This is a genomic window from Flavobacterium kochi (genome assembly GCF_048286715.1).
Classification (GTDB): Bacteria; Bacteroidota; Bacteroidia; order Flavobacteriales; family Flavobacteriaceae; genus Flavobacterium.
In genome coordinates this window covers 77,194-101,271 of record NZ_JBLVPW010000004.1, presented here as the reverse complement: position 1 = coordinate 101,271, position 24,078 = coordinate 77,194, and the positions used below count along the sequence as shown (strand labels likewise).

Annotated in this window: 18 protein-coding genes; 9 read left to right on the top strand and 9 right to left on the bottom strand. The window is 38.9% G+C overall.

What is annotated here, in order from left to right:
* Positions 1–642 precede the first annotated feature (642 nt).
* From ACNQGH_RS05205 to ACNQGH_RS05175, 7 genes are all read left to right on the top strand, one after another.
* Positions 643–2,034 carry a hypothetical protein gene (locus tag ACNQGH_RS05205; protein ID WP_417954928.1) on the top strand — a complete coding sequence of 464 codons (1,392 nt, stop codon included), beginning with the start codon at positions 643–645 and terminating at the stop codon, positions 2,032–2,034.
* 46 nt (positions 2,035–2,080) lie between these two features.
* Positions 2,081–5,092 carry a SusC/RagA family TonB-linked outer membrane protein gene (locus ACNQGH_RS05200; RefSeq protein WP_417954927.1) on the top strand — a complete coding sequence of 1,004 codons (3,012 nt, stop codon included), beginning with the start codon at positions 2,081–2,083 and terminating at the stop codon, positions 5,090–5,092.
* 12 nt (positions 5,093–5,104) lie between these two features.
* A complete protein-coding gene (locus ACNQGH_RS05195; protein WP_417954926.1) occupies positions 5,105–6,712 on the top strand; it encodes a RagB/SusD family nutrient uptake outer membrane protein in 1,608 nt (535 codons plus the stop codon).
* Between the two features lies 1 nt (position 6,713).
* Complete coding sequence (locus ACNQGH_RS05190) at positions 6,714–8,354, top strand: glycoside hydrolase (protein WP_417954925.1); 1,641 nt, start codon at positions 6,714–6,716, stop codon at positions 8,352–8,354.
* Between the two features lie 75 nt (positions 8,355–8,429).
* Positions 8,430–10,070: a glycoside hydrolase gene (locus ACNQGH_RS05185; RefSeq protein WP_417954924.1), complete on the top strand. Its 1,641-nt coding sequence runs from the start codon at positions 8,430–8,432 to the stop codon at positions 10,068–10,070.
* Positions 10,071–10,152: 82 nt separating this feature from the next.
* Positions 10,153–11,739, top strand: a complete 1,587-nt coding sequence (locus ACNQGH_RS05180) for a glycoside hydrolase (RefSeq protein WP_417954923.1) — start codon at positions 10,153–10,155, stop codon at positions 11,737–11,739.
* 232 nt (positions 11,740–11,971) lie between these two features.
* A complete protein-coding gene (locus ACNQGH_RS05175; protein WP_417954922.1) occupies positions 11,972–14,395 on the top strand; it encodes a glycoside hydrolase family 2 TIM barrel-domain containing protein in 2,424 nt (807 codons plus the stop codon).
* Positions 14,396–14,594: 199 nt separating this feature from the next.
* Here the strand turns inward: ACNQGH_RS05175 and ACNQGH_RS05170 are convergent, their stop codons facing one another.
* From ACNQGH_RS05170 to ACNQGH_RS05130, 9 genes are all read right to left on the bottom strand, one after another.
* The gene (locus ACNQGH_RS05170; protein ID WP_417954921.1) at positions 14,595–15,005 is read right to left on the bottom strand and encodes a (R)-mandelonitrile lyase; all 411 of its coding nucleotides are present in this window, start codon (positions 15,003–15,005) and stop codon (positions 14,595–14,597) included.
* Positions 15,006–15,115: 110 nt separating this feature from the next.
* Positions 15,116–16,171: an NAD(P)-dependent alcohol dehydrogenase gene (locus ACNQGH_RS05165; protein ID WP_417954920.1), complete on the bottom strand. Its 1,056-nt coding sequence runs from the start codon at positions 16,169–16,171 to the stop codon at positions 15,116–15,118.
* Between the two features lie 388 nt (positions 16,172–16,559).
* Positions 16,560–17,459: a helix-turn-helix domain-containing protein gene (locus ACNQGH_RS05160; protein WP_417954919.1), complete on the bottom strand. Its 900-nt coding sequence runs from the start codon at positions 17,457–17,459 to the stop codon at positions 16,560–16,562.
* An 87-nt stretch (positions 17,460–17,546) separates the two neighbouring features.
* Positions 17,547–18,125, bottom strand: a complete 579-nt coding sequence (locus tag ACNQGH_RS05155; RefSeq protein WP_417954918.1) for an NAD(P)H-binding protein — start codon at positions 18,123–18,125, stop codon at positions 17,547–17,549.
* 15 nt (positions 18,126–18,140) lie between these two features.
* The gene (locus ACNQGH_RS05150; protein WP_417954917.1) at positions 18,141–18,731 is read right to left on the bottom strand and encodes a TMEM175 family protein; all 591 of its coding nucleotides are present in this window, start codon (positions 18,729–18,731) and stop codon (positions 18,141–18,143) included.
* A gap of 29 nt (positions 18,732–18,760) precedes the next feature.
* The gene (locus tag ACNQGH_RS05145) at positions 18,761–19,741 is read right to left on the bottom strand and encodes an aldo/keto reductase (RefSeq protein ID WP_417954916.1); all 981 of its coding nucleotides are present in this window, start codon (positions 19,739–19,741) and stop codon (positions 18,761–18,763) included.
* A gap of 16 nt (positions 19,742–19,757) precedes the next feature.
* A complete protein-coding gene (locus ACNQGH_RS05140) occupies positions 19,758–20,138 on the bottom strand; it encodes a nuclear transport factor 2 family protein (RefSeq protein ID WP_417954915.1) in 381 nt (126 codons plus the stop codon).
* 52 nt (positions 20,139–20,190) lie between these two features.
* Positions 20,191–21,174 carry an aldo/keto reductase gene (locus ACNQGH_RS05135; RefSeq protein ID WP_417954914.1) on the bottom strand — a complete coding sequence of 328 codons (984 nt, stop codon included), beginning with the start codon at positions 21,172–21,174 and terminating at the stop codon, positions 20,191–20,193.
* Between the two features lie 91 nt (positions 21,175–21,265).
* Positions 21,266–22,165 carry a helix-turn-helix domain-containing protein gene (locus ACNQGH_RS05130; protein ID WP_417954913.1) on the bottom strand — a complete coding sequence of 300 codons (900 nt, stop codon included), beginning with the start codon at positions 22,163–22,165 and terminating at the stop codon, positions 21,266–21,268.
* 248 nt (positions 22,166–22,413) lie between these two features.
* Here ACNQGH_RS05130 and ACNQGH_RS05125 point away from each other — a divergent pair, with 248 nt between their 5' ends.
* Together ACNQGH_RS05125 and ACNQGH_RS05120 are read left to right on the top strand one after the other, a co-directional pair.
* Positions 22,414–22,809, top strand: coding sequence for a hypothetical protein (locus ACNQGH_RS05125; RefSeq protein WP_417954912.1), 396 nt, complete (start codon positions 22,414–22,416; stop codon positions 22,807–22,809).
* 171 nt (positions 22,810–22,980) lie between these two features.
* On the top strand, positions 22,981–24,063 hold the full coding sequence (locus ACNQGH_RS05120; protein ID WP_417954911.1) for an efflux RND transporter periplasmic adaptor subunit: 1,083 nt from the start codon (positions 22,981–22,983) through the stop codon (positions 24,061–24,063).
* Positions 24,064–24,078 lie beyond the last annotated feature (15 nt).

Sequence of the window (24,078 nt, the reverse complement as noted above, 5' to 3'; positions counted from 1 at the left end):
TAATAATTGTGTTTTACTTAAAAAAACAGCAGTTTTTTTCTATAGTCATTAATTTTATGAGTAATAAATAGGTTAATTGCGAATTTGACCTCCTTTTTTTTCCAATTTACCCCTCCTGTAACTTTCTAACTAAACATTACTTTGCATTTGTACTAGTAGGAACACCGTATTATAATAGACTTTATAAATGTTTATGAGTAGGTAGCTTTTAACAACAGCAAAAACTGTAAAATTACTTTTAGCTGAGAATTGTAAGCCTGTATTTTACTTATTTATTTACCCGCAGTCGGGCATAAACAAGCTTTATAAAAGTCCAAACGGACACTGGAATTTTAAAAAATTTTAAACGCTTATAATTAACCAAATAAAAAAGTATGATAACAACCAAACAATTATTTTTTTCTTCTCCAATTTTTTTGCCAAAAAAAGAATGGCTCTCAACAGTACCAAACCTACTTTATCTAGTATTCAATTATCAAATAAAAGAGCTGTTACCAGACCTTAGACATGCTGAGGGAAACCAATACATTCTTGTGAAAATTTGAAGTAGACAACTGAAAATATCTGGATGAACCAAATTGCTATAAACGTCCATTTTTAGAATAAAAAACAAACTAACAAACTAACCTTAAAATTAAAGAGATGAAAAAAATTAAGTTTTTATTTTTTCTTGTTTTATTTGCAACCCTGTTTATAGGTTGTCAAGAGAATGAACCAAGTTTTCCGACGTCCGAACCTCCAACGATTGCACTGACTACGGGAGAAATTTATGGAGCACCAAACAGAAAATTTGAAATTAAAGCAGCTTTGGCTGATGATTTAGGACTAAAATCGGTAAGAATCCAAATACCTGAATTGTCATTGGATAAAATGATCACGATAGGAACTGATCCGCTATTAACATCATATGATTTGAGCTATTTCTTTGAAATTCCTGCTGACAGAGGAGCATCTGAGGCTTTCAAAATCAAATTGACAATCGCTGACGTTTCCGATAATTCAGTGGATAAAGAAATCAACTTACGTTTAGACGGAGAATTTAGCGCCCCTGCCATCACAATGGACAGTCCTAAAGAAGGAGCTGTTATCCTGTTGCCATCAAGCAACATTATGAAAGTAAAATTCACTGCAAATGATGACTCAGGTATTGAATTTGTACGCGTTACCTGTGCAGCTCTTTTGATTGATGATATGGTTCCTCTTAACGGCGTTCAATCCTATACTTATGAAAAAAACTACGAATTGCCTCGAACTGATGCCAGCTATGTATTGACAATTACTGCAAAAGATAAATTTGCGGTGCCCAACACAGGAACATTAAATATCAATGTTATTGCATCTAACGACTACCCGGCTATTTATTTGTGCGACCAGCCAAAAGGCACTAGTCTTACCACCGATGCTGTTGGCGTACCTATGTATTTCCATGACAAAAACGGACAAGATTTCGAATTCAAATATTATGCTGATAAAGACAATAAAGAGATTTATTTCTTAGGCCAAGAAGGGGATTTTGCGCCTCACTGTTTTGGTTTGAATGGTTCTAATTTGGCCTATGGTGTTGCTAGCGCTCCAATAGTATTGCCTACAAAAGGATACTATAAAATTAAAATGAATCCAAAAACATTAGCACTTTCTGTTGTGAAATACACACCATCCAGTAAAGTTTGGGCAGACATTGCAAACGGACTATGGCATGATGACGAGGCGTTAAGAAAACCCTTTGTGAGTGTTTGTGGCGGTGGTATTCAAGGTGCTAACTGGGATACTTGGAATGCGTGGGTTCAAACCGGCTTGCATTTGGCCAATAATCCAAATAACCCTTATCAATTAGTTGGAGAAGTTACCCTTACAGGAACTATGGAAGCCACTTTCACAGGCCAATGGTGGAGCCCGTCTTGGAGATTAATCAAAAACGGTATTGCTACGATGTCCCCGGGAGAAAACGGGAATGCAAAATATCCAGCTGCTCCGGGTATTTATAAAGTAATTATTGATACTGAGCTAGAAAGAGCCTTTATAACAAAAAAATAATTTGTTATGACTTTGGTTGTAACAATAATTAATAAAATATCTTAATATGAAATATAGATTTATATGGTTATTTATTGCCGTGTTGTGCAGTGCTGCAACATTCGGGCAGATAACAGTAAAGGGTACTGTTAAAGACAAAGGTTCGGTGCCGATTCCCGGGGTGAATGTTTTCGTTAAAGGAACAAAAACAACTACAGTAACTGATTTTGACGGAAATTATTCCATAATAGTTGCAGATACTAAATCGGAACTGGAATTTTCTTTCGTGGGTTTTATAACACAAGTGGTAAAAGTTGGAGGACAAACTTCAATACCTGTTGTGTTGCAAGAATCCAGTCAGGCACTGGAAGAAGTAGTAGTTGTAGGGTATGCAACAGTTAAGAAAAGTGATGTAACGAGTTCTATTGCTTCGATAAAAGGAAAAGAACTGCAAACCATGACTGTGGGTAATGTTACCGAATCATTGCAGGGTAAAGTTGCAGGGGTACAGGTAACCGGAGCAGGAGGACCCGGAGGGCAGCCAAGAGTTCTTATTCGCGGAATCTCTACAGTAAATCTTAGTACCGACCCTCTTTATGTGGTAGACGGTATTCCTATGGGTACCAGCATCAACTTTCTGAGCAACAATGAAATTGAGTCTATGGAGGTGCTTAAAGATGCTTCTGCGAGTGCCATTTATGGTTCTCGTGCCTCAAATGGGGTAATCCTTATCACTACCAAAAAGGGTAAAATCGGAAAACCAAAATTCAATTTTGATTTGAGTACCGGTACTCAGGTGATGAATAATCCCTATAATATGGCAAATGCTGAAAACTATGCCACTATTATGAATAACGCTTATACCAATGCAGGGTATTCGGACTATCTGCCAAATCCTGAGCAATACAAGGGGAAAACTACCGACTGGTGGGGTGCCGGAATTAAGCGATATACACCGGTAACGAATGCTTCTTTAGGGGTTTCCGGTGGTTCGGAAACGCATACCTATGCCGTAAGCCTAAATTACTATAAGTCAGATTCTTTCTATAATGTAGGAGGATGGGAAAGAATCACCGCAAGAATCGCTAATGATTTCAAATTTTCTGACAAATTTTCTGCAGGAATTACTTTAAATCCACGCTACGAAACGTGGGGGTCACCAGGAAACTGGGCTGATTTTGATAGAATTGATCCTATTACTCCTATTTACAAACCGGCGGATCAGTTAGATGGTACAGAAAATGAGTACAGTATCTATGCACGTTCTCCGTCGTATGTTTGGAATCCGGTTGCTGCAGTAAAAAGATATGATGATTATACCGATTTGTATAATTTGAATACAAATGCTTATTTGCAATATGCACCTATTAAAGGTTTGGTGATCCGTACACAAGGGTCTCTTGAAATCGGTGACAAGGTATGGAGTAAATTTAGTCCGGATTTTGTAATTGATGCAGCACACGAAAAAGCTGAAATTAACAGTGTTCAGCGATCAAATACTACAAATAATGACTGGACATGGCAAACTACAGCCACCTATTCAAAAACATTTGCTAAAAAACACAATGCCTCTTTAATGGTAGGTGCTACTATGGAGGAATACAATGGACGTGATGTTTGGGGTTATGGAGAAGGCGTGCCTAATAATTCTGACGCCATGAGAGAGTTAAACGCAGCAACCAAAAACTTCGATAGTGGCGGTAACAGCTGGTCCAGCTCTTTGATGTCATACCTTTCCCGTTTGTCTTATAACTATGATGCTAAATACTATTTTACAGGAACTTTCAGACGCGATGGGTCTTCTAAATTCATGGCTCAAAACAAATGGGCGAACTTCCCATCTGCTTCAGCTTCCTGGAGAATTTCAAACGAAGACTTTATGTCGGGTGCTAAAACGTTTGTAAACGATCTTAGATTCAGAGCCGGTTGGGGTAGAGTAGGTAATCAAAGCTTACCGGGTTCCGTTTATGAATCAAACATTGGACAGGGATATTATCCAATTGGTGGAGATATTGTGGATACGGCTTACCCGTCTTCGATGGCAAACAAAGATATCAAATGGGAAACCGTTGAAGACGTCAACTTTGGTCTTGATTTCGGATTGTGGAAAAACAAACTTTCCGGTTCGGTAGAATATTATCAAAAAACAACTAAAGATATGTTGTTCTTAAAACAATATCCTACTTATAGTGGTTTCCCTGGATACTCAACAATTTGGACTAACGTTGGTTCGATGAGATCGAATGGCATTGACTTGCTGGTTTCTTATAAAGATAAAAAAGGAGATTTCTCTTATGGAGCTGACCTTACTTTTACTACTGTTAATGTTGATATGGTTTCTTTGTCAGCTGAAGGAGAAAAGTTGTATGGAAGCGGGAACAGAACTTTAACTGTTGAAGGGGAGCAGCCTGGGTATTTCTATGGCTATGTAGCCGATGGTCTGTTCCAAAATCAGACGGAACTGAATGCACATACTGATGAACACGGAAGTAAATTGCAGCCTTATGCAAAAGCAGGGGATGTGCGTTTCAAAGATTTAAATGGAGATGGCAAACTTGACGACAAAGACAGAACAAAAATTGGTTCTCCATGGGCTGATTATACGGTGGGATTGAATTTGAATTTAGCCTACAAACAATTCGATTTGCTTGTTAACTTCTACTCCAGTATCGGAAACGAATTAGTAAACCAAAACATTTCTGATTTGTATAACGGTACAAGTCTGAGCAATAAAGTAAGCGGATTAGACCAAATGGCCTGGCATGGAGAAGGAACTTCAAATTATGTTCCTCGTTTGTCTAAAGACGATAACAACGAAAACTTTTCGAAATTTTCTTCGATGTATGTTGAAGATGGGTCTTTCCTGAGAATGAAAAATATTCAGCTAGGCTATTCGCTGTATAACAAATATGGTTTTGATAAACTTAGATTGTCTCTATCAGGTCAAAACTTATGGACCGTAACTAACTATACAGGTGTTGATCCTGAAGTAGGTGGAGGTGTTTTAGGATCTGGATTCGGAGGATGGAATTATCCGATTCAGCCAACAGTTTTGGTAGGCCTTAATGTAGCATTTTAATAATTAAAGAAGATGAAAAAAATAATAGTATCAATAATAGCTTTTTCTGTATTTGCAGTTTCTTGTGATGACTTTATTGAAAAAGACACAAGAGGGGTTCAAAGCATCGAAAACTATTTTCAAACGGCACAAGAGTGCGAGAATTATGTGAATGAGTTAACGCATCGGCTATTGCTTCCTAATGATTGGTGGACATTGATTGCACCAAGAGTTACTAACGAAATGTCAACCGATGATGCCTGGATGGGCAATACGGGGCAGGACAACTCTGCGCACAGACCTTCTTCCCAATACACCATCACTCCCGATAATATGGGGGATATGAACAGTATTTATACGGCACATTACTATACTATTCAATCCTGTAATCTTGGTTTAGAGAAAATGGCAGAATCGCCTATTACTGAGTCTCAAAGAAATCAATATATGGGAGAGTCCTTGTTCGTTCGTGCCTACTGCTACTATGAGCTGGTGAATAACTTTGGAGCAGTTCCTTTGTATACCAAATCACTTGGAACAAGTGATTTGAAACTGGAACGCAGTCCTGTTACTGCCGTTTATGCGCAAATAGAGGCGGATCTTAAAGAGTCTGCTGTAAAATTGGAAAATATTCCGGTAGCAAGAAATGGAAGGGTTAATAAATGGGCCGCCTATGCGTTATTGGCTCGTGTATCTTTGTTTCAGGAAAAATGGACCGAAGCAAAACAATATGCCGACAAGGTTATAACCGGAGGGCCTTTTATGTTAGAGGCTGATTTCCTGAAAATATGGGATGTTAATAACCATAACGGAATAGAGTCTATCCTTGAAGCGCAGTCTTCAAGCGTACAGGATAAAGGCTTAGGGTGTGCTTTGCCTACTTTATCCGGTGCAAGAGGTGAAGATAAAAAATATTTCCCAAGTAATGATGCCGCAGATGTACTTGACGGTTGGGGATGGTGTATGCCGACCAGCGATTTGGAAAATGCTTATCTTTCTGAAAATGATGTGGTACGCCGCAGAAGTACAATCACCAAATGGGGAGAAGCTGCTTACGGTGATGAAGTCCTTAATCCAACACATAAATTTAGCTTGAATGACAATAAATCGGGACGTATTTGTCGTAAATATTATATCCCTATTGCAACCCGTCGTGCATTGGACAAAAAAGACGGACACTTGCCATTGAATGTGCCGTTGATTCGTTTGGCTGAGCTCTATCTGACAAGATCAGAAGCTAGTTATCATTTAGGTGATGCGCCAGGGGCTTTGGCAGATATCAATATTCTTAGAGCTCGTGTAAAACTGGCTCCTAAAGTAGGTTTGGCAGGTCCTAATCTGCTGAGACAAATCTACAAAGAGCGTCGTTTGGAACTGGCTTTCGAAGGATTGCGCTTGTACGATATTCGTCGTGAAAAAGATCCAAGCAGCGGAAGACCTATTATTGAATCTTTGATGGGACCAAGTGGTACTTTTGTACAGTACAACTTGAAATCTACGGATCCTTATGAAACTACCAATTTGAGAGAGCCGCAGGATAAAGGTATAAATTTCAACCCTGCTAAAAATTTGTTGTGGCCAATACCGCAGCTGGAAATAGATTTAAGTGGAGGTATAATTACACAAAATGCCGGTTATTAACATGAAATTTAATAACAACTATAAAGTGAGCCTGCTATTTGCAGGCTTGCTTTTCATAAACTCGACATTAATTGGTTGTGCCTCTGATACTGCTGAAAATCCGCAGCCTGTTGTTGCGACCGCAAGAGATTTGAATGTGAATCTGGATACGAATCTTCAAACAATGGAGAGCTTCGGAGCATCAGATGCCTGGCAATGTAATTTTATAGGAAAAAATTGGCCTACTGATAAAAGAAATCACATCGCAGATTTATTATTCAGTAAGGAATTTGATATTGAGGGAAATCCAAAAGGAATCGGATTGTCATTATGGCGTTTTAATCTGGGTGCAGGCAGTGCAGAACAGGGAGAAGCAAGTGATATAGGAGATGAATGGAGACGTACAGAGTGCTTTACTGCCGATGGGGTCAATTACAACATGGGTAAACAGGCGGGACAGGTATGGTTTATGAAAGCAGCTAAGGAACGTGGTGTGGAGAAGTTACTGGCTTTCACCAATAGTGCACCTGTTTATTTAACTAACAATGGCAAAGCACACGCGACGATTAAAGAATATTACAATCTGAAAGATGGAAAAATGCCAGATCTTGCAGATTTTTGGGTTAATTCTATTGATAAATTGAAATCAGAACACGGTTTGACAATAGATTATATCAGCCCTTTCAACGAACCACAATATGAGTGGGACGGTACAAATCAGGAGGGTTCCCCAGCAACAAATGCCAATGTATATAATTTTGTAAATACTTTATCTCCAAAATTACAGTCAAAAGGGCTTAGTTCTCAAATTGTTGTAGGAGAAGCGGGAGCGTTCGAACCGTTGTATAAAACGGTGTCCGGTAAAGAGAGCAGATCCAACCAGATCGATTATTTCTTTGGCGTCAATTCAACGAAAAATATTGCAGGATTGAACAACATAAAGAAAACGATGTCAGGACACAGCTACTGGCAAGCGTGGCCCTTGAGCGAGCTCATTTCTTCAAGACAATCTGCTGCTTCAAAAACGCAATCAGTCCTAGGACTCAGTCTTTGGGCTTCTGAATATTGTGTTCTGGAGAGTCCGGGTACAGCGGAACTGCCAGGAGGCGGAGGTCCAGGAAGAGATTTGGGTATGAAAACGGCCCTTTGGGTAGCTCGTATCATAAGTACTGATATCGCTATCGGGGGCGTTACATCCTGGCAATGGTGGACGGCCATAAGTCGCGGTGATTATAAGGACGGATTGATTCATGTTGATAATGGAGCGAGTAATGGAGCTGGTGGAGCTGATTATTGCAAAAACGACGGATATGTTAGAGATGCCAAAATACTTTGGGCTTTAGGAAACTTCTCCTTCTTTGTAAAACCCGGAATGGTTAGAGTCCAAATACCGAGTATTGACAATTCGACAGCAACAACCGATGTAATGGTAACGGCTTACAAAGATGTGGCGAATAAAAAGCTTGTAATTGTAGCGGTTAATATCGGAAATGCAGCAAGAACTTACAAAATGAATCTTTCAGGAGGAACTTTGGTAAATAATACATTTACGCCTTATATCACTTCTGATACTAAAAGTTTGAAAAAAGGAACTGACGTTGATGCAACCAATTTTGAAATACCTTCAAAGTCCGTTGTAACTTACGTAGGGACATACAAATAAGATTTTTTTCAGGTTTAAAGGATAGGAAAAATAGTGTAGCTAGGCATAGTTCGAACATAACAAACAACAAAAAAAATGAAAAAAATATATTTTTCTCTTTTCCTGTTAATTGTTTTATTAACAATCGGATGTGAATCTAACGTGAATGAAACAGCACCGCCAGCTGCCTCAACAACTAGGGATTTAAAAATAAATCTGAATACTGAGTTACAAACGATGGAAGGTTTTGGAGCTTCAGACGGATGGCAATGTCAGTTTATCGGAAAAAATTGGCCATTAGATAAAAGGAATCAAATGGCAGACCTGCTGTTTAGCAAGGAAGCTGATCTAAACGGAAATCCGAAAGGGATAGGATTGTCTTTGTGGCGTTTTAACCTTGGAGCCGGTAGTGCCGAGCAGGGAGAAGACAGTTTTATCAATGATGAATGGAGAAGAAGCGAGTGTTTTCTTAATGCGGACGGAACTTATAATTGGGATAAACAGGCAGGACAAAGGTGGTTCATGAAGGCTGCAAAAAACCGGGGAGTTGAAAAAATACTCGCATTTACCGGCAGTCCGCCAGTTCATTTCAGCAAAAATGGAAAAGCATTTTCCCAGGAAGCCAATTATTTTAATTTGAAAGGTGATAAGTACGATGATTTGGCAGATTTTTGGGTTACCTGTATCGAAAATATCAAAGCCAAAGATGGGGTTGATATCGATTATATCAGTCCGATCAATGAGCCGCAATACAGTTGGACAGCCGGGACAGATGGTTGGGCAGGTCAAGAGGGAACAGCTGCTATGAATAGCGAGATCTTCAATTTAGTAAGCAATATTTCTCAAAAACTAAAAGAAAAAGGTTTAAATAGTCAAATAGTATTGGGAGAAGCGGCAGCATATGACTGTCTGTATAAAGAGATGTCTGGTCAGGAAGGCAGATCAAACCAAATTGATTATTTCTTTGGTGTTAATTCTGCCAAAAACATTGCAAATATGAGCAATGTTAAAAAAACAATTTCGGGACATGCTTACTGGCAGGTCTGGCCCTTAAACGAACAACTATCTTCGAGAGAACTTGTTGCTGCAAAAGTGAAATCTGTGCCGGGACTTAGTTTATGGGAAACGGAATATTGCGTGATGGAAAATCCGGGTACAGCCGAAATACCAGGAGGATCAGGACCGGGAAGAGATTTAGGGATGGACACGGCCCTTTGGGTTGCTCGTATTATCAGCAACGATATTGCTGTTGCAAATGTTACCTCCTGGCAATGGTGGGTCGGGATTAGCCGGGGGGATTATAAAGACGGATTAATTCACGTTGATGATGGTATGAGTGCCGGTCATGGATGGGGAGATGCCAGCTATTGCAAAAATGATGGTACTATCAGGGAAACAAAAATTCTCTGGGCTTTTGGAAATTTCTCGTATTTTGTCAAACCGGGAATGATCCGTGTTCAAATTCCGGAACAAAATAATTTATCGGCCGCAACGGATGTGATGCTTACCGCATATAAAGAGGTGAAAAACAAAAAAATTGTGATTGTAGCGGTTAATTACGGAAAATCGACACGGACCTATAAACTCAATCTTTCGGGTGGGGTAGTAAAGGACAATCAATTGATTCCCTATACAACTTCTGATACCTCCAGTTTGAAAAAAGGAGCTGCAGTGAAAGCCGACAATATTGAAATTGCACCAAGATCCGTTGTCACTTTTGTAGGAAGTTATAATTAATTATTTTAAAATAGGTTTAACCAATACTACCGGTTGGATTTCAGATAATGGAAATTAAATAAGGTAGCTAGCATATAAAAAAATGAAAAAAATTTATGTCTCGCTTTTACTGCTGGTGAGTGCGCTGTTTTTTGGTCAGCGAACCGCCATGATTAGCACGGATAATGTGGTACAAACAATGGATGGTTTTGGGGGTTCTGATGCCTGGAGATGCCAATTTGTTGGAAAAAATTGGCCACAGCAAAAAAAGGATGCCATTGCGGATTTGCTTTTTAGTAAAGACATTGATACAGAAGGAAATCCAAAAGGGATTGGTCTTTCAATTTGGAGATTTAACCTTGGAGCAGGAAGTGCAGAGCAAGGAGAAAATAGTAAGGTTTCGGATGAATGGCGCAGAAGTGAATGTTTTCTAAACGCCGATGGAACCTTTAACTGGTCGAAACAGGCAGGGCAGCGATGGTTCTTACAAGCAGCAAAAAAACGGGGTGTGGAAAAATTCCTGATTTTCACTAACAGTCCTCCTGTTTTTATGACAAACAATGGATTGTCTTTTGCAACTCAAAAAAACAAACTCAATCTGAAAGAAGGGGCAGTGCCAAAATTTGCCGATTTCCTGGTTCAAAGTATTCAGGGATTAGAGAAGAAAGAGGGAATTAAATTTGACTATGTGAGCCCAATAAACGAACCGCAATGGGAGTGGATGGCAAATAATGGTGATAAAAACAGCCAGGAAGGAACGCCTGCAACAAATCAGGAAATTTACGATTTGACAAAAGCGCTTTCTGAAAAACTCAGCGTGAAGAAGATGAATACAGAAATTGTCGTTGCCGAAGCAGGACAAATTAACTATTTGTATGAAAATGTAAACGGAGAGCAGCGAGACAATCAGATCGGGTACTTTTTTGGTGATACAAAAAACAATATTTCTACATTGCCTCATGTGAAAAATACCATTTCGGGGCATAGTTATTTTACAACGTGGCCCATCGAAAAACAGGTTTTGAGCCGAAAACTGATTGATGCAAGTGTGAAACAAAGGTCTGGTTTAAAATATTGGCAGTCTGAATACTGTATTTTGGAAAATCCGGGAGATGCTGAGATTCCGGGCGGCTCAGGAGGAGGAAGAGATTTGGGGATGCAAACGGCTTTGTTTGTGGCGCGTCTGATACACAATGATATTGCGCTTGCCAATGCGGCTTCATGGCAATGGTGGACCTCGCTTACCCGTGTGGATTATAAAGATGGTCTGATTTATCTTGATGATGGAAAAAGTAAAGGAGGAACAACCCCTGACTATTGTAGAAATGACGGGGAATTCCATGATTCAAAACTGCTTTGGGCCTTGGGAAATTACTCGTTGTTTGTGCGCCCGGGTATGTTTAGAATTGATGTCCCTAATCAAGACGAACTGGGGGCTGCAAACGATGTGATGCTAACCGCTTACAAAGATGTCGAAAGTAAAAAATTGATTGTTGTTGCAGTAAATTGTGGTAAATCAGCTCAGAAATATAAATTTGATTTGACAAGAGGGACGGTGAAAAATAATGAAATGACCCCTTATGTTACCTCCGAAGCTTCTAATTTAAAAAGAACTACCATCCAGAAAATGGATAATTTAGAAATTCCTGCACAATCAGTTGTCACCTTTGTAGGTCAATTGCAATATTAATATTCTCTTTCAAAAACAATAACATTCCTACTATGAAAAAAATGGATTAAATCTTATTTGTCTGCTGATTTCGGTCGTTTTTGGCAGTACAATGCAGGCGCAAAAATCAAAAAAATAAATGGCAACGAAAAAACTTCAGCTTAGCTGTTTGCGCTACAATACCTCTTACTGCGGAAAACCAATGGTTGGCAGGCATCATGAGGTGATTTATGAATAACAAAAAATATATATAGTGACTACTAAAAGATTCTTATTACCAATTTTTATTTTATCCTGCCTGTCTGCTTTTAGTCAGATATCATTTGGAGATGCTCAAAAAATTAATGACAACTGGACGTTTATTCTTCAAGATGCTCCAGAAGCTAAAAATACATCTTATGATGATAGTAAGTGGCAAGCTGTTGGTTTGCCCCACGATTGGAGTGTAAAAGGGCAGTTGAGCCCCACTTTGGCAAGTTGTACCGGTTATCTTCCGGGAGGAATTGGCTGGTACCGAAAAAACATAAATATTCCCAAAAGTAAGAGCGGGGAAAAAGTTTATTTTTATTTTGAAGGCGTTTACAACCGAAGTGAGGTTTTTATTAACGGGCATTCTTTAGGAAAACGTCCTAACGGTTACATTTCTTTTGCATACGATGCGACTCCTTATATAAAATATGGAGCGGATAATACAATTGCTGTACGTGTAGACCATAGCCTCAGTGCTGACTCACGTTGGTATACCGGTTCGGGTATTTATCGTAACGTATGGTTGGTTTATGCAAATCCTGTGCATATTGCACAGTGGGGTGTATATGCCTATCCTGAAGTTGATAAAAATACGGGAATTCTAAATATAGAAGTAGCCTTAGAAAATGGTTCTTCTTCAAAAGCAACGCTTACCATCGTAAATGAACTATTAGGCAGTGACGGAAAAATAGTTGCTAAAAGTTCCCAAAAAGTTTTTATAGCAGCAAATCAAGGAAATAAAATTGCAACAAAAATAAACGTAAAAAATGCGAGGTTATGGGACTTAGAGAATCCGTACCTGTATCATTTAAAAACAACCGTTTTCAAAGATGGAAAATCGATTGACAGTGCTGTTACACAAACTGGTTTTCGCAATTTTACTTTCGATTCTAACAAAGGTTTTGCACTGAATGGTACATGGATGAAGATGAAAGGGGTTTGTCTGCATCATGATGCAGGGGTTTTAGGATCTGCTGTACCTCGAGACGTTTTGAAAACGAGATTAAAAACGCTTAAAGAAATTGGGGTAAATGCGATCCGTACCAGTCATAATCCGCAAGCACCAGATTTTTATGAACTTTGTGATGAAATAGGCTTATTGGTACTTAATGAAGCGTATGATGAATGGGAATTTCCAAAACGGAAGTGGCTACAGGGATGGAACCAAGGAGTTCCCGGGTTTGAAGGTACGTATGATATTTTTGCCGATTGGGCCGAGAAAGATCTTGAAGACATGGTACACCGTGACAGAAATCACCTTTCTGTGTTTGCCTGGAGCATAGGTAATGAAGTGGATTACCCAAATGATCCGTATTCTCATCCGGTACTAGATGGCGGAAAAGATACAGGTTTTTCGCAGCCAGCTTATGGAGGTTACAAAAAAGAGGCACCCGATGCCATGCGACTTGGAAGTATAGCCAAACGTCTTGTGGCAGCGGTAAAAAAATATGACAAATCGCGTCCTGCCACAGCTGGACTTGCAGGAGTTGCAATGTCAAACGAAACTGAATATCCAGGTGCTCTTGATATCGTTGGATATAATTACACTGAAAACAAGTACCAGTCCGATCACAAAAAATACCCGAAAAGGGTAATTTTTGGTAGTGAAAATGTTCATGATATGGGTCCATGGTTAGCAGTAAAAAACAATGAGCATATTTTTGGACAGTTTTTATGGACAGGTATCGATTACTTGGGAGAATCGGGAAGTTGGCCTTCCAGAGGATTCTATTCGGGATTAGTGGATCTTGCCGGTATTATAAAGCCAAGAGGATATTTCCGTCAATCGCTATGGTCGGATAAACCGATGATTTACGCCGGGACTTATATAGGGGACAAAGGAACAGAACTCTCTAAAGACGCCTGGCCTTTATGGAATTATAAAGAAGGACAAATGATCAGGGTAGTTTGTTACACTAACGCTGCTAAAGCCCGTCTGGAATTAAACGGGACGGTTATTGGTGTAGAGAAGCAATACGATGAAAAAAAGGGTGTTATTTATTGGGATGTGCCATTTACCTCAGGTAAGTTAGAAGCAATAGGACTCAGCAATGATGGCAAAATTGTAAGCCGATATTCGATACTATCGTCGCAACAGCCTCATGCTCTAGTTGTAAATGATAAAAATAGTACTGTCGATAAGCAAAAAGGAGTAGCGAAAATAATCGTGCAGGTAGTCGATGAAAAAGGTTTGCCTGTAATGCTTTCTGACAACGAGGTTACCTGTACTGTGAGCGGTTCCGGTACTTTATTAGGCCTTGAGGCCGGAAATAATACTGATATGACTGACTATACTGATAATGTTCAAAGGGTATTTCACGGCCATCTTGTCGCTTATATTCAGGCCACAGGGGGAAATGAACCTATAACAGTGCAATTTTCAAGTAACTGGTTAAAACCAGTTGAGGTTACAGTCAAAGTAAAGTAGCCCATTTTAGAGTGAAATAGATAAATAATTTTGTTTTGGTTGATTGCGTAAAGGCTGTTTCTTTTGTCGGAAACAGCTTTTATGTTTAGCGACGATTTAATTATCGCAAAATTAAAACCCCTGAAAGTTATTGGTTTTCAAGGGTTTTGCTTTATGTGGAATAGTACTTTATTATTTTGTGAATGCCTAAAAAACGTTCTTACGGCTTATAACTATTGTATTCTTCATCTGTTACTCTCTCCAGCCAATTGACGGCTCCTGTTGGAGTATTGGTGGTAATAGCAATATGGGTTAGCTCACTGTCAGCGGAAGCACCATGCCAATGCTTAAGATTAGGTGCTATTTTGATAACATCACCTCTTTGAATCAATTGTATGGGACTGCCTTTTTCCTGATAGTAGCCTGTGCCATCCGTTACAAGTAGGATTTGCCCTCCAGGATGAGTATGCCAATTGTTTCGGGCCCCTGCTTCAAAAGTTACGTTCGCAATGACATTATTGCTTTCATTCACTAATAATTTAACCCAGGCGTTTCCCCTAAAATAATCAGGGGATGCTTTATCGCCTTGAGGAAAAATTGGATTTTCCTCACTTTTATCTGTTGCTTTCAAATTCTTTTGTTTTAGAACTAAGAGAATTTTGATAGCAAATTATCATCATTTACTCTTAATCATTAGTACTACATTTTTAATTTTTGGTTCGCTTGTAAAAAATACTTGCTTTAGCTTTTAAGTGATGTCATGTCGATTACAAAACGATAACGTACATCGCTTTTGAGCATTCTTTCATAGGCTTCGTTGATATCTTGCATTTTGATCAGTTCAATTTCGGATACAATGTTGTGTTTGCCACAAAAGTTAAGCATTTCCTGGGTTTCGGCAATTCCACCAATTAAAGAACCTGCGACTGATTTTCTTCCTAAAATCATCGGAACAGTATTCAAAAAGGGCTCCAGTCCTCCTAAATAACCCACTAAAACCAAGGTGCCGCTGGTGTTTAAAGTAGCTACATAAGGATTTATATCATGAACATAAGGAACAGTGTCAATAATTAAATCGAATTTTCCATTTACGGTATTCATTTGACTATCGTCTGTTGAGATGATTACGGCGTCAGCACCCAATTCCAAAGCATCTTTTTCTTTATCAGGTGTTCTTGAAAAAAGGGTAACTTCCGCACCTAAACCTTTTGCCAGTTTTATCGCCATATGTCCCAATCCGCCCAAACCTACAACGGCTACTTTGCTCCCTTTTCCAACTTTCCAGTGGCGAAGTGGTGACCAGGTTGTTATTCCGGCGCATAATAAAGGTGCTGTAGCTGCCAAATCAAGATTTGAAGGCACTTTTAGAACGAAGTCTTCGTCTACCACAATTTTTTCAGAATAGCCTCCAAGAGTCATACCGCCCAAATGCTTGTCAGCACCATTGTAGGTTCCTGTAAATCCGTTTGTACAATATTGTTCCAGGTCATCTTTACAGTTATCGCAGCTGCGGCAAGAATCTACCAAACAGCCTACGGCAGCAAAATCACCAACTTTTAGTTTAGTGACATCACTTCCTGCTTTGGTAACTTTTCCAACAATTTCGTGACCGGGAACGGCCGGATAAGTTGTAAATCCCCAATCATTTCTAGCGGTGTGTAAATCGGAGTGACAAACACCGCAATACAAAATTTCGATTTCAATATCTGTTTCCGTAATGTTTCTACGTTTGATATCCATTTGTTTTAAAGGAGCATCAGCTGCTGCTGTACCGTATGCTTTTACATTTGTTTCCATTCGATTAAAATTTAGAATTGTTATTTAATTATTGTTTTTTTGAAAGGCAAAGGGTTAACTTATAGAGGGTGCTCTTTAATTTCCTCGTTTGCCGTACTAAATATGTTATCTTTTTGTCTTCAGCCTCAAGTCCAAGGCTTATATTTATATGTTGCGTTTTTTTGTTAACTATTGTTATAACAAAGATACCTTCAACAGCTCAGGCCGGCAGTTTTCCAGCGTTCCATACATTCTGTGATTTTAGCCTTTAAGGCTTCGCCACGTAAAGATACAGATTAAAACCAATGACATGATTTAGTTTTATTAACATCAATCACAACCGTTTTTTTTATTATTTTGAACCTTTACCTGCTCTTTAGGGAAATAGAAATGAAACAGCTTACGGAAATCAAAAATTTCTAAATTTTATGGGGCTCGCCTGAACGTGTTTTTTAAAAAAATTATTGAAATGGGTTACTTCATTAAAACCTAAGGCAAAGGCGACTTCTGTTACTGTCCAGGAAGTTTGTTTCAAAAGAATTTTTGCTTCCTGCGACAAACGTTCAGCAATAATCTGTGACGTCGTTTTGTACGTCGTTTCTTTTATGGCGCGGTTTAAATGATTGACATGTACGTTTAGTTTTTCCGCAAAATCAGAGGCTGACCGAAGACTTACACTTTGATGGGTTTCGTCAATAGGGAACTGTCGTTCCAGAAGTTCTAAAAACAAAGTCAAAATCCTTTGCGATGCATTAAGAGGCTGTTTATATAGTGGCAATGCAGGTTGCATTTTCATTGCAAAATGAATAATTTCGCTTATAACGGTGCGAAGTACATCATACTTATGGATGTAATCGGAATCGATTTCATCAAACATGCGCAGATACACTTTATTCAATAGAATAACCTGTTCGTCATTTAGTTCGAAAACATGATTGCCATCGGGTTGAAAAATGGAATATTGGCTGAGCTTTCCGTACTGATGAAAAAATGCCTGATTGAACACACAGAAGAAACCGCAGCGAATGCCTTCGGTGTGTTCCCAGCGGTACGGAATTTGAGGATTAGAAAATACAAGGGCCTGTTTTTTTAGTTCGATTACCTTATCGGCATATTCAATTTTACTTTCACCGACAAGCAACGTTATTTTAAAATAATCCCTGCGTTTATAAGGCGCCGGCTTTGCCTCTTTACCGATATAATTCTCTAATTTAAATACATTGAAATGCCCCATTTCATTGCGGATGTTTTCGGGCATCCAATCGTATTTTCGCGTATAAAAATCGGCTATGGTTTCTATGTTGTTCATTTTTTACTAGTGCTAATTTCAAACCAAATTGTTTTTGTTCATTCTTTTACAAGTCGAGTAGGGAAGATGTGCTACCTGAATTTTGAATTATTGCGAATTGGGTTTATTTACTCCTAAATTTTGATTCTTGAACTGTTCCGGCGATTTGATGATTGCTGTAATCAGCGTGGCCAGGCTTTTTCGAGAAATGACTGAACCTTTTTCAGCTGTGCCTTTTGGTGTTGTTTCATAATCCACTTCATTCGCACTAGTAAACCATTCGGGTCTTAAAATGGTGTAATCAAGATCTGAGGCTTCGATTACATCGGCTAATTTTCGGTAGGGAACTAAAACGGATTTTAACGGAGTATCATAGATGCCAATGGAACTGATCGCTATAATTTTAGGAACTCCGGTTTCTTGCATGGCCGTTACAATGTTTTTTGCCATTCGTTCCAAATCTCCCGCAAGGTTTACATATACCAGATCCTGTCCTTTCAGGGCAGTTTTGAGTACTTCTTTATCAAATGCATCGCCTTCGATAACCTTGCACTTGGAAATACGACTTCCCAATCTGCTGGCTTTTCGTGCAAATAATGTCAGGTTTACTGTTTTGTCATTTAATAATAGATCGGTAACTATTTGTGCAATGCCTCCATTTGCACCAATTATTAATACGTTTTTCATTTTTATAATAGATAATTAATCATTTACAGTTTTATCATTCTTATTGCCAAATCTATGGTTGGGAATAAACCATAATAACGAAGTCATCACCAAAACGATAAACGCAATTTTTGGCATACCCAGTGTGGAAATTGCTACAGCAGTTAAATTCAAAGTAATGGTTAGATAACTTTTGTAATTTCCTTTAAATGCCTTTGAAAAAGCCGAATCAAAACCATGTAAATAACGAAGTTGATACACCAAAATCATATAGGAAATAACACACAGCGTCAGGATAATTGCATAAAGCGTAACGGTGGTGCTTTTAAATGCATTTTCTCCCATCCATGAGGTAGAATAGGGGATGAATGACAGCCAAAACAGCCCGAACAGATTAGTCCAAAGAATTCTATTGTTAATTTTGTGCGCCTTATAAAATAAATGATGATGACTGCTCCAGTAAAGTCCGACAAAGACAAAACTTAATGCATAGCTTATAAAAACAGGCCAATTTTGCCATAGCGATTCCCATTTTGTTTCAGCAGGCTGCTTTAGTTCCAATATCATTATGGTAATAATTATAGCCATAACGCCATCCGAAAATGCTTCTAAACGATTCTTATCCATGATTGTTTTGTCTCTTTGAACTGAAGTAATTATTTACCCACTCTTTTTTGCAGGTGTTCCGGATAGCGCGCTCCCTGTATTTGTATTTGGGTGGCTGCTGCTTCTATTTTTTGCAAATCGGAAGTGGTGAGCACTACATTAACTGCTCCAATGTTTTCTGTCAATCGGTTTAGTTTCGTAGTGCCGGGAATGGGTGTAATCCATGGTTTTTGGGACAAGAGCCAAGCAAGCGCTATTTGTGCAGGAGTTGCATTTTTTTGCGTTGCTATACGGTTCAGTAGGTCAACCATTATCTGATTGGCTTTGCGGGCCTCTTGAGAAAAACGAGGCACTATATTTCTAAAATCAGTGCTGTCAAAAGTGGTGCTTTCGTCAATCTTTCCGGTAAGGAAACCTTTTCCCAGCGGACTGAACGGAACGAAACCAATACCTAATTCTTCTAAAGTGGGAATGATTTCTTTTTCAGGTTCTCGCCACCATAAAGAGTATTCGCTTTGAAGCGCTGTAACGGGCTGAACAGCGTGCGCTTTATGGATAGTCTCTACACCCGCTTCAGAAAGTCCCCAGTGCTTAATTTTACCTTCTTTGATTAAATCCTGTATCGTACCTGCAACCTCTTCGATAGGCACAGTGGTATCTACACGGTGTTGGTAAAATAAATCAATTACATCTGTTTTTAAGTATTTTAAAGATTTTTCGGCTACGGCTCTAATCCGTTCTGGTCGGCTGTCCTGACCTTTACTGGAATCACCTTCTTTAAATCCGAATTTAGTCGCTATAACTACCTCTTTACGAAAGGGTGCCAGGGCTTCCCCAAGCAATTTTTCGTTATCTGAACCATAGGCTTCTGCGGTATCGAAAAAAGTTATCCCTTGCTCATACGCTGCTCTAATTAGCTTGATTGCGTCTTCTTTATCTGTTGCCGGGCCGTATCCAAAACTGAGTCCCATACAGCCTAATCCAAGTGCGGAAACTTCCAATCCGCCATTTCCTAATTTTCTTTTTTCCATGATTTCTTTTTTTTAATTAAAAATTTCCCGATGTGGTATGGAGATTAACCAATTTCCACTTTTCATTTTTCTTTGTATACACTTCTATATAAACCAGTTTGTATATGCTGCCGCCATTTACTGTAAAATGGGCTTTTCCCACCAAAATGGCGGTATTTCCATACACTTTAGCCGAGGCTTCTTTTTGTTCAATTTTGTTGTAAACAAAACTTCCAGATTTCAATTGTTTGATCCATTCGGCTTTGGTCGTCATCTGTCCTGTTAGGTGGATGAAAACTAATTCATCATCAAACAAATCTTCGATTAAGTCTATTTTTCCCTGCGTTTTCCAACGGAACTTGTCGCGGGATAAATTGAGGATTTCAGTTGCAACTATTGATGGTGAAAATACATTCATTGTAAAAATATTGAGATTGGAATACCTAATTTAATAAAGAGGCATGTACCGCTTAAACTTCTGACATAGAAAGCAGACCTTCATTAAGCCTGGCTCCCTGCACATTGATTTTTGCCATTTCACGATCCAGTTCCAGAAGGTCTTCTTTTGTTAATTCGACGTTTATCGATTTTAAGTTATCATCAATGTATTCCACTTTGTCCATCCCTGGAATGGGGACAATCCATGGCTTTTGTGCCAGCAACCATCCCAGAGCGATCTGAACAGGTGTAGCATCCTTTTTACGTGCCATATTTCGTAGCATTTCAACAACAGGCATATTGGCTTTTATTGCTTCTGGTGTAAAACGCGGGAAGTTGGCACGCAAGTCGGTGGCACTGTCAAACGTTGTGTCGGTGGTTATGTTGCCTGCAAGGAATCCTGTTCCCAAAGGTCCCCAAGGCACAAAGCCAATTCCAAGTGCTTCACATACTGGCAATACTAATTCTTCCGGTTCTCTTGTCCAGATAGAATACTGGTTTTGAACAGCTGCTACCGGGTGTACGACGTGTGCACGACGAATGGTCGCAGCACCCACTTCCGAAAGACCATAATGCCTGATTTTGCCTTCCTGTATCAGCTCTTTCAATGTGCCTGCCACGTCTTCAATCGGCACGTTAGGATCAACGCGGTGTTGGTAAAATAAGTCGATGTAGTCTGTCCTGAGACGTTTCAATGATGCTTCGGCTACTTTCCTGATATTTTCACGGCGGCTATTGATTCCGGTATCTGAAATCATCCCAAATTTGGTAGCGATGATTACTTGTTTGCGAATTGGTTCCAAAGCTGCGCCTACCAATAGTTCATTGGTAAATGGTCCGTAGGCTTCGGCTGTATCAAAAAAGGTGATGCCTTTTTCAAACGCTGTGCGAATGACGTGAATGCCATCATTGACAGCAACAGCCTTGCCTGTACCGAAACTCAGATTCATACAACCCATTCCTAAAGCGGATACTTCCAATCCACTGTTTCCAAGTTTTCTTTTTTGCATTTCCATATTCTTAATAATTTATTAAATAAATTAGAATACAAAGGTAGTATGGGACTACAGCATAGAATAACGAAAAAGAAACGATAAATTACGAAAATCAAACATTTCTAAACTTCATTGGACTTAGCTGAACATGTTTTTTAAAAAAATTATTAAAGTGGGTTACTTCGGTAAAACCTAAGGTATAAGCGATTTCGGATACTGACCACGCAGTTTCTCTCAACAGGATTTTTGCCTCCTGCGCTACACGTTCCGCAATAATCTGTGAAGTGGTTTTATCGGTAGTTTCTTTTATGGCTCTATTGAGATGGTTAACATGTACATTCAACTTTTCGGCATAATCTGAAGCAGAGCGAAGGCTTACTATTTGGTGCGGATCATCAATAGGGAATTGACGTTCCAACAATTCTAAAAATAATGTAGAAATGCGCTGGGCAGCATTGAGCGGATGCTTCGTTAAATTACCAGAAGGAGCCATTTTCAAAGCAAAATGAATTATTTCAAAAACGATGGTTCTGATGACATCGTATTTGTGTATGTAATCGGAATTAATTTCCTCAAACATACGCTCATAGGTGGCGCTTAAAAGTTTTGATTGCTCATCAGTTAGTTCAAAAACGTGGCTTCCATCCGGCTGAAAAACGGAATACTGATTGAGGTTTCCATAGTGATGGAAAAAGGCCTGATCAAAAATGCAAAAGTATCCGCCAATTATTCGATCTCTTTGTTCCCAACTATATGGTATTTGGGGATTAGAAAATACGATTGCGCACTTTTGTACTTCAACAACTTTATCGGCATAGTGAAATTTCCCATTTCCTTTAACAAGTGTTATTTTAAAATAATCCCTTCGTCTGTAAGGGGTGGGTTTAGCTCCCTTTCCTACATAAGGATCTAATTTAAATACATTGAAATGACCAATTTCCTTACGAAGATTATCGGGCATGAAATCGTATTTATTCTCGCAAAATTCTTCTATAGATTCCCCTTTACTCATAAAAACAAATTTACAAAATTCAAACTAAAAAGTAAAGTTAAATTAAAATAAGAAGTTTTTAACGATTACAATTACTTTTAATTGTTAAATACTGTAGTTTAAGTAGTTACGATTTAAATTCTTTGTTATATGGCAAATAATCTAGAATTAAGGACTAAGTAAATTGCCGGACACTTTTACGTTTGTTTTTATTTGTTGGATCTCATCTATTTTTTTTTTCAAATACTTTCATTACTTTTGGCTCCCAAATGAGAGTAGTTGTATTTTTCGTATATCTGTGTTTCCATCTGCTAGGCGGCGGGAGTTATCTTCATGCAGATACACATCACAACCATCTTGGCTACTCTTTAACTTCGAATCTTGAGGAAAACCAGCGAGCAAACCTTACAATTGCAGATCATCATACCATTGCAATTGAGTATGCTGACTTAGATTTAGATGAGGAATATCTCAGTGGTCATGAAATTAAAGTAGGGGTTTCGAATAAATTTCATGCTGGAAAATACAGTTTGATTGATAACTGGTACTTGCCAGCTTCTCAATGGTATATTTCAAATTATTACTGCAAGCATTTTAAAATCTTTACGCCCTTTTGCGGCAATTCATCTCCGATTTATATCACAAACAGAGTTTTAAGGATTTGATATAATGCATCGGTTACCAAAGGTATGTTTATGCATATCTGTCTGGATGTATTGTAACCTTATTCCCTTTTGCATGACTGTTTAGGTCCCGCCCTGACAACTAATGCCTTTTTCCATCCAAAGAAATTTTCGAATTCACTGCGTTAAATCGCTCCAATTTCATTTATTACCATGAAGAAAAATGCCCTTTTCACAGGCTTGATTGCCCTGTTGTGCCTAATTAGCTGTACAACTAAAAAAGAAGAAAAAGAAGAAGCCGGTAAGTTTACCGTTACCAATGCTGTAAGTATTGATACTTCGTTTACCAAGGAATATGTTTCGCAAATCCGTTCTGTCCGGAACATCGAGATTCGCGCACAGGAAAAAGGTTACCTGCAAAACATTTATGTTGATGAGGGCCAATTTGTAAAGGCGGGTCAGGTGTTGTTCAGAATTATGCCAAAAATGTATGAGGCAGAATTGCTGAAAGCGCAGGCCGAAGCCAAAGCTGCAGCAATAGAACTGCAGAATGCCAAAATTCTTACCAGTAAAAACGTGGTTTCAAAAAGTGAGCAGGCTATGGCAGAGGCTAAGCTGGAGCAGGCAAAAGCTGAAGTCTCGTTAGCGAAACTTCATTTGTCATTTACGGTGATCAGAGCGCCTTTCGACGGAACAATAGACCGTATCCCATTGAAATTAGGAAGTCTTATTGAGGAAGGCGAATTGCTGACCAGCCTTTCGGATAATAGCCAGGTTTTCGCTTACTTTAATGTGTCAGAACCGGAATATCTTGAATATCAAACTAATATAAAAGGCCGCGGGGACCGCAAAGTAAGCTTGCTTTTGGCAAACAACGAACCTTTGAAATATAAAGGTAATGTCGAAGTTATTGAAAGCGAATTCAATAATGAGACTGGTAATATTGCATTCAGAGCGAAATTCCCGAATCCTGACAAGCTTTTAAAGAATGGTGAAACGGGCAAGGTGCTTATGGGGGTACCAGTTAAAAATGCCTTAATCATTCCTCAGAAGACCACTTACGAAATTCAGGACAAGATGTATGTTTTTGTTGTCGATAAAAACAATGTGGTTAAGTCAAGGGAAATTACCATTACCGGTGAAATGCCTGACTTATATGTGGTAAAAAGTGGCCTTGCTGTAACGGATAAGATATTGCTCGAAGGGGTTCAGAAAGTTAAAGATGATGATAAGATCAAGTATGACTATCAGCAACCAGAAGAAGTTCTTGCCCATCTAAAATTAAAAGCGGAATAGCCGTAATCCTTAAAT